Below are 14,368 nucleotides of genomic sequence, written 5' to 3'. Positions count from 1 at the left end.
GTAAGTCCCAACCGCTCTTAAGCAGGTAGTGCTGTGTCCTGCGTGATTGCACCGTTTCGCAACTCGATTAACCGGGTTGCAAGGTTTGGGACGATAGTTAGGTCATGGGTCACCGTGATCAGAGTTAGTTCACGGCTAGCTACCACGTCAAGCAGAGTTGCCACAAACCGCTGCCGTGCAAGCACATCAAGCGCGCTGACAGGCTCATCGGCGACCAAAGTTGTTGGATCGGTGATGAGAGCGCGTGCGATTGCGATACGCTGTCGCTGCCCGCCAGAAAATTCGTGCGGATAGCGGTTGATGCTGTCTTCAGAGAGCGCTAGCTCTTGCAGCAGCTCTAGCGTTCTTGCCCGAACTGCAGCACGTGCCCGGTGTCGTGCGCGAAACGAGAGGTGCGCTGTGGCGGTTTCCCAGAGCGAAGATTCAACGGTGAGCAGCGGGTTGAAGCTGGATTGCGGATCTTGCGCAATAAACCCGGTCTCCCGGCGCACCCTTTGGCCGCTCGCACGCGATCTGCCAACAGGCTCACCACGGTAGCGCACCGTCCCTGTAGTTGGCTGCTCTATCCCCACTAGGCAGCGCAAGAGGGTTGTTTTACCAGACCCGGAAGGGCCAACAATTGCGAGACGCTCACCGGGCTCAACCGTTAGCGAGACGTTTCGCAGCGCAGGCTTTTTGCTACCGTAATCAACGGTTAGATTTTTCACCTCAAAGAGTGGTTCGCTCACACTCTCTCCTCTCGAGTGCTCGCGCCAAGCAGGGCCTTAGTGGTGGCGTGTTTTGGATTAGCAAATATTTCTGCCACCGATCCGTCTTCAACAAGATAGCCGTGGTCAATCACAAGCACACGATCAACGAGATCGCGCACCTGCGTTAGGTCGTGGCTGATGAAAATCAGCGCGCGCTCGTTAGTGCCGGTGAGTTCTCCCAGCAGCCTCAGAATCTGTTGCCGCATGTCATGATCGAGCGCGCTTGTCACTTCGTCTGCGATAACCAGTTTCGGATTCGCGCTGAGGGCGGCGGCGATCGCTGCGCGCTGTCGCTGCCCACCCGAAACCTGATGCGGATACCGTGTTAGCAGCTCTGGCTCGAGGCCGACCCGCTCTGCGAGTATCTGCGCCTGCTCCCGTCTTGCTGCTCTGCTTAGCTGAAAGTGGTGATTGAGAGCGGCTGTCATCTGCTTCCAGAGCTGTTGCAGCGGGTTGAGAGCTGTTTTAGGCTCTTGGAAAACGTAAGATATTTCAGCGCCTCTGAGATTTGCTGCGGCCTCTTCCGTTAGCCCGAGGATGGCCTCCCCCGCATAGTCGATGCTGCCGCTGGGTGTGAGTGCTGTTGGCAGCAACTGTGCGATTGCCTGGGCGGTGAGTGTTTTGCCAGATCCAGAACGGCCGATAATGCCGATCCGCTCACCCTGGTGCACAGTGAAACTAATTTTGTGTAAGAGCTCAGCGCCATCGCTGTCTGTAATAGTCAGATCCTGCACAGTTAACAGAGGTTTTGTAGCTGCTGTTTGCTGCGGGTGGATAACAGCCTGCTGCGCGAGAGAAACCGGCGTCACTCGAGACCGTGAGCGGCGGCGCAGTCGGGGGTCGGCAAGCTGACGTAGCGCATCACCGAGCACGAAACAGGAGAGTGCAAACGCAGTCAGAGCAACACCCGGCACAGCCGCAGCTAGCGGATACACACTTGCAGCCTGTTGCGTCTGCGCGAGCATCCGCCCCCAAGATGGTGTCGACTGCGGCACGCCAAACCCCAGATAGCTGAGACTGGATTCGGCGAGCACCGCCAAACCCATTGCGAGTGCTGTTTTTGTGATTAACACGGGTGTTGCGGGCAGCACGCAGTGGCGCCAGAAAATGCGCCACTCACCAACACCGGAAAAACGAGCTGCGGTCACAAAGTCGCTGCTATAGGCTTGTGCGAGCTCACCACGAATAACGCGGCTCAAACTGAATCCAAAACCGAAAATGAGCGCAGCGACCACGATAATAACACTGTTTTTGAAAGTAGCTGCGAGCATCATCGCCAACAGCAGCGTCGGAAAGGCAATCAGCACATCAATAATGACGCTCGAGAGCTGTCTGGTGATGCGTGGGCCGCGCACGGTAAGCCCGGCAAGTAGCAAACTTAAGAGGGCGGATCCAGCTGCCGTGCACAGAGCAACGACAACAGTAACTTGCGCACCGGCAAGCAGGCCTGAGAGCAGATCCCGCCCGCTGCCGTCATTTCCGAGTGGGTGCGCAGCTGAGGGGCCGGCCCAGAGGTTGTCAGGGTTAGCGAAGTTTGGTGGATACGGTGTCCAAAACAACGACAGTAAAGCGGCAAGCGCTGTCAGCGCGACAACCGCTAGAGCCAGCGGCGCAAACTTATTGATACGGTAAAGGCTCAGCATCAGCGGGTTTTTCTCTCACGTAGACGGGGGTCAAGCAGCTGTGCGAGGGTGTCCATAACCGTACCCAGCAGCAGAATAAAACCGGTAATGACCATGAGCGTGCTTGCAACTTTGGCGAGATCTCGTGAGTTAATATCGCTCACCAGCATTGTGCCCACACCGGGGAGCGTGAAGATCTGCTCGATCACCACAGCGCCAACCACAAGACCGGCCAGCTGCACTCCGAGGGTGCCGATTAGAGACAGACCAACCTGCGGCAGCCCGTAACGGATCAGCGCGGTGCTGCGAGTCATGCCGAAACTCATGCCCGTGCGCAGCGGTTCTGAGTGCAGCGCACTGAGTGTGGCACTGCGGATAAATCTAAACAGAATTGCTGCTTCTATCAGCCCAATAGTGATGCCGGGTAGGAGCAGGGAATATATCGCGTTTAAAGGATCTGCCCACCCGCGTGCGGGGAAGCCTTGCGAGGGGAAAATGTTTAACCAGGAAGAAAAGATGAGAATTAGCAGAAGAGCAACCCAGACAGCCGGTAGCGCAGCTGCGGCGTAGGCTGTTGTCGCTGTTGCGTCCGCGAGTGGGCGGCCGGCGCGGTAGGCGGTAAATATGCCGAGGGGAACTGCGATCACCAGCATGACGATAGAGCTAATTAACACCAAGGGGAGTGTGACCCCAGCTTTTTCAAGCAGCTGCTCTGCAACCGGTGTGCGGCTGACTAGTGAGGTGCCAAGATCGCCTGTGATGAAAGCGCTGATCCAGTCAAAATATTGGGTTAACAGTGGGCGATCAAGCCCTAAATTGGTGCGGATCTCAGCGATTCTTGCGCTTGAAGCCTGCGTGCCGCCGATGATCTGCGCTACATCACCCGGGAGCAGTCGCAGGGTAAAAAATATGAGCAGGCTCGCCAAAAACCAGCCTCCCAGCAGGAAGGCGAGCCTGCTCCAAAGAATTTTAATCACTCGTTAATAGTGACAGTTGACAGGTTAATTCGCGAATTTGTGTTCGAAGTTGGAAAACCGGAAACCCCATCAGAAATTACAGTGGTTGGAGTGTAGTTAAACAACCATTTTGCCGGAGCATCCTGGGCAACCACCGCTGCAGCCTCCTGCAACAGGGCGTCAGCGCTGGCGGGATCAGTTGCCGTGCGCGCTTTAGCAACAAGCTGCTGCACCTGGGGGCTGTTATAGCCGAAATAGTAGTTCGGGTTTGCGTAGTTATCGAAGTCACGCGCTTCTGCATGATCTACATAAGACAGATCGTAGTCTTTGTTCATGTAAACCCGCTCTAGCCAAGTTCCGAAGTCTACGCGGTCTATATTTACGCTCACCCCAATCTGCTGGAGTTGGCTAGCAACGATATCTAATGCAGCCGAATCATAGTGGTTTGGCACCGTGATTGTGAGGCTCAGATTTTCATTTCCGGTCTGCGCAAGCAGGATCCTTGCATTTTCAGGGTTGTATGCGTTTACAGCTGAGAGGTTCTGGAAACCAGGCTCCAGTTCTGTAATCGGTGAGCCTAATGTTTTGCCGTCACCGTGCTGTGAGGTGATGATTGCATCAGTGTTGATTGCCTGGCTGAGCGCCTGTCGCACAAGCGGGTTATCAAACGGCGCACGTGCGCTATTGAAGGCTAGTGTGAAGACGTCAGTGCTTTCGGCGCGCACCAGATCAAAACCCGGCTGATTTTCGAGGTCGGCCCGCAAGCTAGGCAGCAGAGCTGTTTGCACATCGAGCGAACCGTCTTTCAGAGCATTAACTGCGGCACGACCATCGGGAATAAACCGGAATACCACCTGCTGAATCTGCGCTGGGTTGTTTCCTGTGTAGTCATCATTGCGCTCTAGGGTCAGGCTGTCGCCCTCACGCCAGTTTACAAATTTGAAAGGCCCGGTGCCGTTTGCTGTGTTGGCGAGGTCGTTAGTAGCCTCTGCATCAAGCACAATGCCAGCTCGCCCCGCAAGGTGCCACAAAAGTTCACTGTTCGGCTGTGTCAGGGTGATCGTGACCGTACGAGCAGCCTCATCTCCGCTCACGTTTGCAGTTATATCTTCAGACTCCAAACCAGCTTGAAGCGAAGTAACAACATCGTTTACATCGAGCGTCGCTCCGTTATGGAAACTAACTCCCTCACGCAGTTTAAAAGTGTAGGTGAGGCCGTCTGCGCTAATCTCTGGCAGCGCGGTCGCAAGCGCCGGTTGAAACTCGTCTACTGTGCCGGGGCGCAGCGTAATCAGCCCCTCATACACGTTGTCGAGCAAAATCTGATCGAGCGCAACCCCGGAGGTGTTGCGCACATCCAAGTTGGTTGGTTCAAGAATCAACCCGATGCTGAGACTCTCATCTTTATTTGATTTATTTAGCAGGACTGCGCCAGCAGCGACAGCACCTATGACAGCGAGAGCAGCAATAGCTCCGATAATCACACCGGTGCGCCGTTTTTTGGGTTCGCGCCTCTGGAAGCCGTTCTGGGCATTAGTTTCTGCGGCTGAAGAGTTCAATCTGTTTTGCCTTTCATCGACTCGCGATAGAAAATTTGCCAGCGTACGATTTTACGTTTACTGACTGCAACAACTAAAGCCTTTTTCTTATTCCGTTACCGAACCGCAACCCGGAAGCGGTGGATTTCGTTTGCGAGCTGCTCAGGGTTTGAATCGTGTAAATTATGGGTGCCCGCAATCGTTGCGAGAGTGACACGCGGTGTTATCTCGCGTGCTGTTTTTGCCGCTGCGTCTGAAACCATGCCGTTGGATGCGAGTAACATGCGGGTCGGTAGCTGCTCACTGGCCTTAGTTAAAGCCTGCCAGAGGTCATCGCGCAGCTCGGCAATTGCTGCTTCGCTTTTCTGCTCGTTTGACGGCGGTAGGTGTGCAAGGTGGTGGCGCCACTCATACTTTCCATCCGGGCGTTTGCGAGAGTTGCGCGTAACCCCGCCTTCGAGGCTTGCGGCTGTTGGCCCGAGCCCGAAAGCAATTGCCCGCTCAATCATTTCTGCGCGCGAATCAAACACTGTTTTACCGGTTATAAACTCTAGAATAGAGCTGGTTGCTGGGGTGCCATACACGCCTGGAGTGATATCTATAATCAGCACACCGGCAAAGCAATCCGGCTGTTGCGCGGCGATTTTTGCTGCTGTGAGCCCGCCGAGTGAGTGCCCGATAAGCAGGGGTTTAGTGTCGCCATTAAAAATATCGCCGGGAAAGTTTTGCAGCACAGCGATGACATCTGCGGCTAGTGTAGCGGGGCTGTAGTCGCCGTCCTGTCGCCAATCACTCATGCCGTGCCCGGGCAGATCCAACACCAGCGCACTGCTTTGCTCTCCGGTGATTTTGTTCAGAGACTTCAGCGTGCCTTCCCATGCGAGGCCGTAGAGCCCAGCACCGTGCAGAAACACATACTCTATAGGGCCGGTGCCAAACCTTAGAGTGCTCACCTTAGTAGCAACGCTGTCAACGTAACTTCTTCTGTAGGAGAGATTAGACATATACAGCAGCGTAGGGTTAAACGCCGACGGTCACAAAATCTATGAGCGACTCGACCGGCCCCACAAGGCTCGGCTCAAGGTCGCGATAGTCGCGCACCCGCGCGCGGATCCGCTGCCATGCGTCAGCAATATCTGCCTGATCCGCTGCCGGCCAGCCAAGCTTTTTACACACCCCTGTTTTCCAGTCAGTGCCGTGCGGGATCTCAGGCCATGCGGGTATCCCGAGCCGCTCAGGTTTTACCGCCTGCCAAATATCAATGAACGGATGCCCGACGATCCGCACGAATTCACGCTGACTTGCGGGAATAGCTGTGGATGCGATCCGACTCTCTTTAGAGCCTTGCACCAGATGGTCAAGCAGCACACCCGCCCGCCGTGCAGCGGTGGGTTGAAACTCCTGCAGCACTCGCTGCAGGTGATCCGCCCCCTCAAGATACTCAACAACAACCCCGACCTCGCGCAGATCGTCGCCCCAGACGTCCGCAATTAGTTCTGCGTCATGCCGCCCCTCAACAAAAATACGGCTTGGTTGCGCGATACGGGCGCGAGCCTTGCCGGTTTTCACCTCACCGGCAAAGGAGCCTGAGGCGGTGCGCTGCCGCTGCGGTTTACGAGTGGGCAGGGTGAGGCGCACAGGTTTCCCCTCCAGCAGAAATGCGTCATTGATGGCGAAGGTGCGAACGCTGCCGCGAAAATCCTCCAACTTCACATACTTACTATCGGCGCCAACAACAGCCCCAGCCCATTCGGTTTGTGAGTGCTCCAGCACCAGGCCTTTTTGCAGAACTATTGTTTTGCGTTCTACCGGACCGCGGCGGGGACGCATATTTTCTAGCGGATCGCTGCCGTAAATGTCTTCCCACATACAGTGCAGAATAAACTATGAATTTATGGACGAGTCAAACCTTAGGGTGGAGTCGCGAGGAAGCGCTCTCATCATCACACTCAACCGCCCGCAAAAATTAAACGCGCTAACAAAAAATATGTGTTTAGCTCTCACCGCTGCTGTGCGCGGCGCAGACCCCAGCAGACATCGTGTAATTGTGTTGCGCGGGGCGGGGGAGCGCGCCTTTTGCGCCGGCGGAGATATTCGAGAGATGAGTGAAAATCTGCACGCCGCAGAAGAGTTTTTATTCGCTGAATACAACACCGATTATGCGATCGCGACAAGCAAAATACCGATTGTGTCGCTCATGCACGGTATCACAATGGGCGGCGGTATCGGGCTCGGCAGTCACGCACAGGTCAGGGTTGTGACACCGGATATCACAATGGCGATGCCTGAGACGCGCATCGGCATCATCCCCGACGTTGGGATTAACCGTATCCTCGCAAGCTCACAGCCGGGTTTTGGAGAGATTGCGGCGGCGGTTAGCGCAAGCTTTGGCGCGCGTGCGGCACTCGACAACGACTTTGCAGACTTTGCTGTTGCAGCAGCAGACCATGACGCTTTGACGCAGGCGCTTTCTAATATTTCGGAGAATCAAACACCGCAGGATATTGTGCGCGAGTTTGCGCTGCAGAAAGAGGAGCTTACGCGCGATCCGCTCGCAGAACTTGCTGCGGATCTTGCACCCGCCCTGCAGCCAGAAACACTGTTAAACCTGCCCGGCGGGCCGCTTGAGGCGCTACAGCACCTGTTTGAGCTACTCAAATCTGCAAAATCTGAGTACGGTAAGAATCTTGCTGTGCAGGCTGCAGAGGTTTGCCCCTTCACTGCGGCAGTTGCGCTGTGGCGGGTCGTGCAAAACCGCAGTAAGCAGCTAACTCCGCTAACCGCTCTCGGCTCAGACCTGATCGTGCTCTTCCGGCTGGTGGCGCGAGCGGATTTTCGAGAGGGCGTGCGCGCTCGCATTATTGATAAAGATAACAGCCCGCAGTGGAGCGCATTGAGTGATACGCAGACTGTGGAACAGCAGGTTGCGGCAGCTCTTACTTCTGACCTGAATGCACACGAGCAGGCCGTGTTTGCAAATTGGTTGGAGGATAAGTGACAATATCGTCTATAGAGCCTGTAAAATAAGGTTTCTAAACACCCCTAGGCCGGTGCGCTTCTCAGCGTGACACAACGCCACAAGCCGCGATTAACGTCAACGAAGACATCGGACAGCTTCTCATCAGAGTTTTATTGGAAGGTGTCATAGAAATGGCGCAAAAAACATCTAAGTACCAGCGCGGTGCCTGGACGAGCCAATCAGGATTCATCCTCGCAGCGCTTGGTTCTGCAGTCGGTCTGGGAAACATCTGGCGTTTCCCCGGCGTTGCATATCAAAATGGCGGCGGCGCTTTCCTCCTGCCATACCTCATCGCGCTGCTGACAGCTGGCGTTGTAATTCTGTTGCTTGATTACGCAATCGGTCACCGCTTCCGTGGTTCAGCACCGCTGGCTTTGCGGCGTGCGGCGGGGCGCCCGGGTGAGACACTCGGTTGGTTCCAGGTGATGATTAACGTCATCATCGCGATCTACTACACCGCGGTGATTGCCTGGACCAGTATGTTCTTCATTTTCAGCTTCAAGCAGAACTGGGAGAGTGGCGCTAGCACACAGGAGTTCTTCCTCTTCGATTATCTGCAGCTCGATACCGAGAATCAGCTCACCTTTGACCTCGTGCCCGCGGTTGTTATCCCGATGGTGGTTTTCTGGGTGCTTGTGCTTGCTGTTTTGGCGCTGGGTGTGGCTAAGGGTGTGCAGAAAGCCAACAGCATTACAATCCCGCTGCTGTTTGTGAGCTTCTTGGCGCTGGTGATTGGTGCGCTCTTGCAGCCTGGTGCGGTAGACGGTCTGAACGCCTTCTTCACCCCCGACTTTTCACAGCTGGGTAAACCACAGATTTGGGTTGCCGCATACGGTCAGATCTTCTTCTCCCTGTCTGTTGCTTTCGGCATTATGATCACCTACAGCTCATACCAAAAGCGTCGCGCAAACATGGCCTCATCCGGTCTTGTTGTGGCCTTCGGTAACAGCTCATTCGAGCTGCTCGCGGGTGTTGGTGTGTTTGCTGCGCTTGGCTACCTTGCTCACACACAGGGTGTTGCCGTTGGTGATCTGGAGGGGCTAACCGGGCCAATGCTTGCGTTTGCAACCTTCCCAGCGATTGTGTCAGCGCTGCCGCTGTCGTGGCTGTTTGGAACGCTGTTCTTCGGCTCACTGCTGTTGGCCGGGTTTACCTCACTGCTGTCTATTTTGGAGGTTGTGCTGGCCGGCTTCATTGACAAGTTCGGGCTCTCACGCGGCGCCGCAACTTGGGGCGTTGGCCTGCCGATGGCGGTTATTTCGGTGCTGCTGATCGGCACCACAACGGGCCTCATCACGCTCGACACCCTCGACTTCTTCTCAAACCAGATGGGCATTGTGGCATCAGCAATCGTCACCGTTGTGCTGGTCATCTGGGTCAACCGTCGTGGTGGCGAGCTTGCGGGCCACCTGTCAGCGATCTCAACATTCAAGGTTGGTAAGATCTGGCAGGTCTTTGTGGGGATCCTCGCCCCGCTGGTTATCGGTTACATGCTCGTGCAGGTGATTATTTCAACAGTTAGTGACGGCTATGAGGGTTATGAGGGCTGGTACTTGGGCGTGTTCGGTTGGGGCACACTCGCACTCATGCTGATCGCCTCCATCGTGCTGACGCTGCTGCCGTGGAACACCCCTGTGCGCGGCTTTAAGGCATGGCCGCCAATTCCTGGAGCAAAGCCAGCAGATGAGATCGCTAACGCAGCTGCCTTTGATCCTTCAGCAGGAAAGGAGAGCTAAGCCATGAACAGCTCAGCACTCATAATGTTTATTGTCTCTGCGGTTCTTCTGTGGGGCGGTCTCGGCGCAGCGGTAGCTTTTTACCTGCGCAAACCGGAGGTCGACCACTATCCAGAGGGCGGCGAAGAAATCGATCGCGAATCTTTTTGATTTCGGTCTAATTTAACTCCGACTTAAGCCCGCTGTAACTTTTGTTACAGCGGGCTTAATACTGCGTAATCTGGGGTGCAGAAAACTCGGTTTTAAGCAATACTAAATAGGTAGAGTATTTGGGCGTCGCGGGCAGGAGTTAGCAGTGGGTTTCTGGGAGAAGGTTCGGCGGTTAGTCGTTCAGACTTCACGCAGTAACCAAAGCTCAGCGCGCAACCTACCAAAACGTGAACTCGCCCCGGTCGCAGAGATCGTTGAACAGGGCGTATTGGTCGCCGATGTTGCTGTGCGCATGACTGTTAAAAACGCGATCATCATGGATGCTTTAAAGCGCAAAGAAGACTATGACGGTAAAAAAGTGCGCGAACTGGTGCGCAAGGTCGCGCTAGATTTGGCGCTGGAGCGCGAAAATGATGCGAGTCGGATCCGCGATCTGCGCCGCGATATTCAGGTCTACGGTCGCGCAACCTTTACCGAAACAGAGTACGGCAGAGCCGACGACTACATTCTTGAACACCGTGAAAAAGTGTATTTGGGCATTGCTGAACAGTTGCAGGCTTGGGCTGACGACAAAAACTATCTAGATAAGTCAGCTGTCAGCGCCTGGGAGCAGGCTTGGGCTGAGATTGGTAGTTCACTCGCTGAAATGGCGACACACCCCTACTACAGTGGCGATCACAGCGCTGAATATCAGGAACGCCGCAAGGAGCGTATCGAGGCTTTCGCAACCGATCTGCAAAACCTTGTAACCCCTCCCTCTACAGCGCAGCCGCGGCTGTTCAGCAAACTTTTTGGAGGGCGCAAACAGGATGCAAAGTAGACGAGTGCGAATTGCATCTGTGATCCTGGCTGCTGGTTTTGTGGCCTCTTTAAGCGGCTGCGCCTATGCGACTGAAACGGTCGAAAAGGTGAAGGATGTGCTGCCGCTAGATGAGGTCGGGCGGCACTATCTGCAGGCGGTGTGCCCAATAAATGATGCCTATGCTGCAGTACAATACAGCCTCTCCCAGTTGCGGCAGGGTGCAGAGAATGGGCTTGCGGCGCCGGAGATAGAGCTACTGCGAATCCAGGCTCAGGAAGCGCTCGATAAACTAGCGGCCGCGTATACGACGGCTAATCAACAGCTTGCATCTGATGCGGCAGAGCTTTCGCTGGAAGTTGCACCTAAGTTTGAGAAGGTGAACGAGGCGTTGCAGCAGTACACAGCAGCGGCCGCGGGGGCTCGGGAGCTTAGCGCAACAGAACTGCTCAAATTTGACTGGGGTGCGGTTGCCGATGCAGCAGTGATTACTGACTTGCGAAAAACTCTCGGTTTGGCCGTGGACGAGCAGGGAATGCTCGCGGAGTGTCAGGCTGTAGCGCAGGAGGAGGCGACGACCGACTCTGGCGATGGTGATAAAACGCCAGCAGATTCTGAGAGTCAATCTGAAGGCTAAAGTGGCGGGTTTTGCTTTGCGCAATAGGGCACATTTCTTAGCAGCTCAACGTGCCGTAGTAGCGGCCGCGCGCGTTGGTAATCAAATGATCGCCGGCGCCACCTTTGCTGTTGTCGGTGAGAAGGACCATCCGGCGCTAACTGTGGTGCGGGAGATTGCTAGTGGGCTTGGCGGGCTTGACACAGGCGCGACTGATAGCGGAGCGGGCGCGGCACAGTTTGTATTCTTTACAGATGCGCACGCGGCAGCAAAATTGCTAACAGCACCCGCTGCTGCGCGCACAGCTGCTGCCACTGACTCTCGAAACGGTGCTGAAGACAATTTGAGTGCGGCTTTAACACCTATTTTTGTGCCGGTCGTTAGGTGCGCAGATGAGGTGACTGCGCTTTCTGAGGCGCTAACTAAACAGCTCACAGCTGCGGGCGGCACAGTTGTGCCGGATGCACCGCGTGCCGCTCTAACGCTGATCAGCCTTAGAAACGGCAGGCAAATCGGCGTCGCCACGAGCCACAATTTTGATTTCAGACAGGCTGATGCCGCAGGCCGCCTAGCGTGGGCGAAATCGCATATGACGACCACCGCGCGGTTGGTGCAAAAACTTGGTGATATGCGGGGCGAAAAAATTCTTATCAGCCTGATTTTGGAGCCCAAAACCGCCACGCTGGCACTGTTGTTGCGGGAGCGCACCGGAGCTGATGTAGCGGTATTTGCCCCGGCTAATGAGTGCGACCCAGCAGTTGCTGCAGCTCTTCAAGACCGGGAAATAATCGTTTTTACGCCACAACAAACTGAGATCGAAGACCGTGCCGCAGATATCCGAGCTGCCCAGAAGGCAGTGTCTTGGAAGCCGCACTGGTTGATTGACGATGGGGCGCACTTGGTGCGACTTTTACATCTTGCGCACCCCGAAAGTTTGCAGCAGCTGCGCGGCGTCGCAGAAGAAACCACGAGCGGTGTCACACCCCTCAGAGGGATGGCGGCTGCGGGGGCCTTGCGGGTGCCGGTTGTAGCGGTGAACGACGCCCCAACTAAAACACTTTTTGATAATCGGGTTGGCACAGGAGAAAGCTGCATCCTGACTATCGCATACGATCTGGATAGGCCGCTTATCGATAGTGAGATTCTGGTGTTTGGTTTCGGCCCGGTCGGCTTCGGGGTGGTGCGAGCTGCTCGCGCGCTGGGCGCGAAAGTGACTGTGGTTGAGCGGGATCCACTGCGTGCCCTGCAGGCACAAACAGATGGTTTTCACACTGCCCATACCGCTCAAGCGGTTGCTACCGCTGACATTGTAGTGAGCGCCACCGGCTACCGCGACACAATCGGAGTCGCAGAAATTTTAGCTGCAAAATCGGATGCTGTTTTTGCGGTTGCCGGGGGCGTGACAGACGAAATTAACAGTGCTGCAGCCCTGGCAGACGGCGCTGTGCAACAGGTGGAGTCACCCTACGCTGGCGCACTCACGCTCAGACGCGTAGACACAAACACAGACGTGCATATTTTGGCTTTTGGGCACGGCGTTAATTACACAAGTGGTGAGGGTAACCCAATAGAGGTTATGGATCTCAGTTTTGCAACTCAGGCAGCGGCGTTGCTGCAACTTAGAACTGAGTTAGCTGAAGCCCGACCAGCGGTTTACGAACTATCCGCCCAGGCTGTGCGCGATATTGCGCGAGTCGCCCTCAATCTTGATGCTGAAACCTATTCCGGCAGTTATACGGCGCCCAGCCGCGAAGCTCTCACCCCCTGGCAAAACCACCGCTACAGAGAAGAGGAGGGTGCGTGTCCAAGGTAACGGTCTACAGCGCGCGAACAGTTTTCCCAATAACGGGGCCGGCGATTAAAGACGGAGCGGTTGCAGTGCTGCAAGATCGAATCCTGCACGTTGGCGATCGCGCCTGGGTGCTGCAGCAGTTACAGGATCGCGGCCTCCGCTTCACCGAAGAACGGTGGGAGGGCGCCCTCACCCCGGGGTTGGTAAACGCGCACACCCATCTGCAGTACACCTGCATGGCAGAGGTTGCAGAGAAGCAGTACAGCGGGTTTAAACAGTGGGGTGATGCCTTTGACCTCGTGTATCACCGCGAACAACACGACTGGCAGGCAGCAGCCCAGACCGGCACTCAGCTCTCCTTGCGGGCGGGCGTCACAGCTGCGGCGGATGTTGTGACCGACCGCGAAGCACTAACCGCCCTGCACGACGCCGGAATGCACGGCGTCACCTTCTGGGAGATTTACGGTAAAACCAACAGCGACTGGGGTGCCGCACAGCTTGCTGATGTGCGTGCCCAGGTGCACGCGATCCCCACACCGCCAGCTGCTGGCGTCTCTCCGCACGCACCCTACTCGCTCGGGGTAGAGCCGCTGCTGGATCTGCCAGATATTGCGCGTGAAGCGGGGCTCAGACTGCACATTCACCTCGCTGAAGACGCAGACGAGGGCGGCCTGCTCGGCGGAGTTTCAGATTGGGCGAGCACCGGCAGTGACAGCTTCACCGACCTACGGCAGCGCGGTATCGGAGTATCGTCAACTAAATTCGTTGATCAACTCGGTGTGCTCGGGCCAGACTGTCACATCGCGCACGGCGTATACGTAGACGCTGACGATCGTGCCCTGCTGCGCGCTCGCGGCACAGCGGTGGCTCTCTGCCCCCGTTCAAACAGTGTGATCGGCTTAGACGAACCGCCGGTTGCGGCCTATCTCAGCGAGGGCAATCACATAGCGGTTGGCACAGACTCGCTCTCCTCGTCACCAAGCCTCGACCCGCTGGCAGACGTTGCCCTGCTCTATGACATTGCCCGCCGCCAAGGCTATGCCGCGCCTGACCTGCACGAGCGGCTTTTTACCGCCCTCACGCTGGGTGGAGCAACAGCCCTCGGTCAGCAGGTGGGGGAGAAGCGGATCGGCCAGCTTGTTGCGGGAGCTAGCGCAGATCTTGCATTTTTTGAGACGGCTAGCGCTGATCCTAAAGAGGTGCTCGCCGAACTGGTAGAAGCCGGTGCCGGACTAAATCGCCGCACGATTATCGACGGTCGTGAAAAATTTTGCGCTCCGCTGTAATGTTACAAATTGTGACCGGTGCTGTAGAGCAGCTAACGAAAGATAATTAAACTTCTAAGGGTTGCTGTCTGCAAAGTCAGTGAAGTAATTAACGACAAACGGAGG

General features: G+C 55.9%; 13 protein-coding genes. 7 read left to right on the top strand and 6 right to left on the bottom strand.

What is annotated here, in order from left to right:
• Positions 1-17 precede the first annotated feature (17 nt).
• From HCR00_RS03370 to HCR00_RS03345, 6 genes are all read right to left on the bottom strand, one after another.
• A complete protein-coding gene (locus HCR00_RS03370; RefSeq protein WP_167142759.1) occupies positions 18-728 on the bottom strand; it encodes an ABC transporter ATP-binding protein in 711 nt (236 codons plus the stop codon).
• Entirely contained in the window at positions 725-2,392 is a 1,668-nt protein-coding gene (locus HCR00_RS03365) for a dipeptide/oligopeptide/nickel ABC transporter permease/ATP-binding protein (RefSeq protein WP_167142756.1), read from the bottom strand. Before HCR00_RS03365 ends, HCR00_RS03370 begins: the two co-directional genes overlap by 4 nt.
• Positions 2,392-3,348, bottom strand: a complete 957-nt coding sequence (locus HCR00_RS03360) for an ABC transporter permease (protein WP_167142753.1) — start codon at positions 3,346-3,348, stop codon at positions 2,392-2,394. Before HCR00_RS03360 ends, HCR00_RS03365 begins: the two co-directional genes overlap by 1 nt.
• Positions 3,345-4,886, bottom strand: coding sequence for an ABC transporter substrate-binding protein (locus tag HCR00_RS03355; protein ID WP_167142750.1), 1,542 nt, complete (start codon positions 4,884-4,886; stop codon positions 3,345-3,347). The genes HCR00_RS03360 and HCR00_RS03355 overlap by 4 nt, the downstream gene beginning before the upstream one ends.
• A 95-nt stretch (positions 4,887-4,981) precedes the next feature.
• Entirely contained in the window at positions 4,982-5,869 is an 888-nt protein-coding gene (locus HCR00_RS03350) for an alpha/beta fold hydrolase (protein ID WP_167142748.1), read from the bottom strand.
• Between the two features lie 16 nt (positions 5,870-5,885).
• Positions 5,886-6,734 carry a DUF3097 family protein gene (locus tag HCR00_RS03345; RefSeq protein ID WP_167142745.1) on the bottom strand — a complete coding sequence of 283 codons (849 nt, stop codon included), beginning with the start codon at positions 6,732-6,734 and terminating at the stop codon, positions 5,886-5,888.
• A gap of 25 nt (positions 6,735-6,759) precedes the next feature.
• On the opposite strand from HCR00_RS03345, the gene HCR00_RS03340 reads away from it, so the two are divergent.
• The 7 genes from HCR00_RS03340 to HCR00_RS03310 all read left to right on the top strand — a co-directional run bounded on the left by HCR00_RS03340 (position 6,760) and on the right by HCR00_RS03310 (position 14,263).
• Positions 6,760-7,863, top strand: a complete 1,104-nt coding sequence (locus tag HCR00_RS03340) for an enoyl-CoA hydratase/isomerase family protein (RefSeq protein ID WP_167142742.1) — start codon at positions 6,760-6,762, stop codon at positions 7,861-7,863.
• Positions 7,864-8,015: 152 nt separating this feature from the next.
• Positions 8,016-9,620 carry a sodium-dependent transporter gene (locus tag HCR00_RS03335; RefSeq protein WP_167142739.1) on the top strand — a complete coding sequence of 535 codons (1,605 nt, stop codon included), beginning with the start codon at positions 8,016-8,018 and terminating at the stop codon, positions 9,618-9,620.
• A 3-nt stretch (positions 9,621-9,623) separates the two neighbouring features.
• Positions 9,624-9,770, top strand: a complete 147-nt coding sequence (locus HCR00_RS03330; protein WP_166987373.1) for a MetS family NSS transporter small subunit — start codon at positions 9,624-9,626, stop codon at positions 9,768-9,770.
• Positions 9,771-9,915: 145 nt separating this feature from the next.
• Complete coding sequence (locus tag HCR00_RS03325) at positions 9,916-10,590, top strand: asparagine synthase (RefSeq protein ID WP_167142736.1); 675 nt, start codon at positions 9,916-9,918, stop codon at positions 10,588-10,590.
• Positions 10,591-10,594: 4 nt separating this feature from the next.
• Entirely contained in the window at positions 10,595-11,206 is a 612-nt protein-coding gene (locus tag HCR00_RS03320; RefSeq protein WP_167142733.1) for a hypothetical protein, read from the top strand.
• A 1-nt stretch (position 11,207) separates the two neighbouring features.
• Entirely contained in the window at positions 11,208-12,998 is a 1,791-nt protein-coding gene (locus HCR00_RS03315; protein ID WP_167142730.1) for an adenosylhomocysteinase, read from the top strand.
• A complete protein-coding gene (locus HCR00_RS03310) occupies positions 12,986-14,263 on the top strand; it encodes an amidohydrolase family protein (RefSeq protein WP_166987384.1) in 1,278 nt (425 codons plus the stop codon). Before HCR00_RS03315 ends, HCR00_RS03310 begins: the two co-directional genes overlap by 13 nt.
• The last annotated feature ends 105 nt before the right edge of the window (positions 14,264-14,368 follow it).

The sequence above is a fragment of the Canibacter zhoujuaniae genome (genome assembly GCF_011752005.1).
GTDB lineage: Bacteria > Actinomycetota > Actinomycetes > Actinomycetales > Microbacteriaceae > Canibacter > Canibacter zhoujuaniae.
The sequence above is the reverse complement of the archived record's forward strand: the minus strand, read 5'-3'. Positions and strand labels throughout refer to the sequence as shown.

Coding starts and splice junctions, on each gene's coding strand:
- HCR00_RS03330 (WP_166987373.1), top strand. CDS start 9,624: ATGAACAGCTCAGCACTCATAATGTTTATTGTCTCTGCGGTTCTTCTG.
- HCR00_RS03350 (WP_167142748.1), bottom strand. CDS start 5,869: ATGTCTAATCTCTCCTACAGAAGAAGTTACGTTGACAGCGTTGCTACT.
- HCR00_RS03365 (WP_167142756.1), bottom strand. CDS start 2,392: ATGCTGAGCCTTTACCGTATCAATAAGTTTGCGCCGCTGGCTCTAGCG.
- HCR00_RS03345 (WP_167142745.1), bottom strand. CDS start 6,734: ATGTGGGAAGACATTTACGGCAGCGATCCGCTAGAAAATATGCGTCCC.
- HCR00_RS03335 (WP_167142739.1), top strand. CDS start 8,016: ATGGCGCAAAAAACATCTAAGTACCAGCGCGGTGCCTGGACGAGCCAA.
- HCR00_RS03340 (WP_167142742.1), top strand. CDS start 6,760: ATGGACGAGTCAAACCTTAGGGTGGAGTCGCGAGGAAGCGCTCTCATC.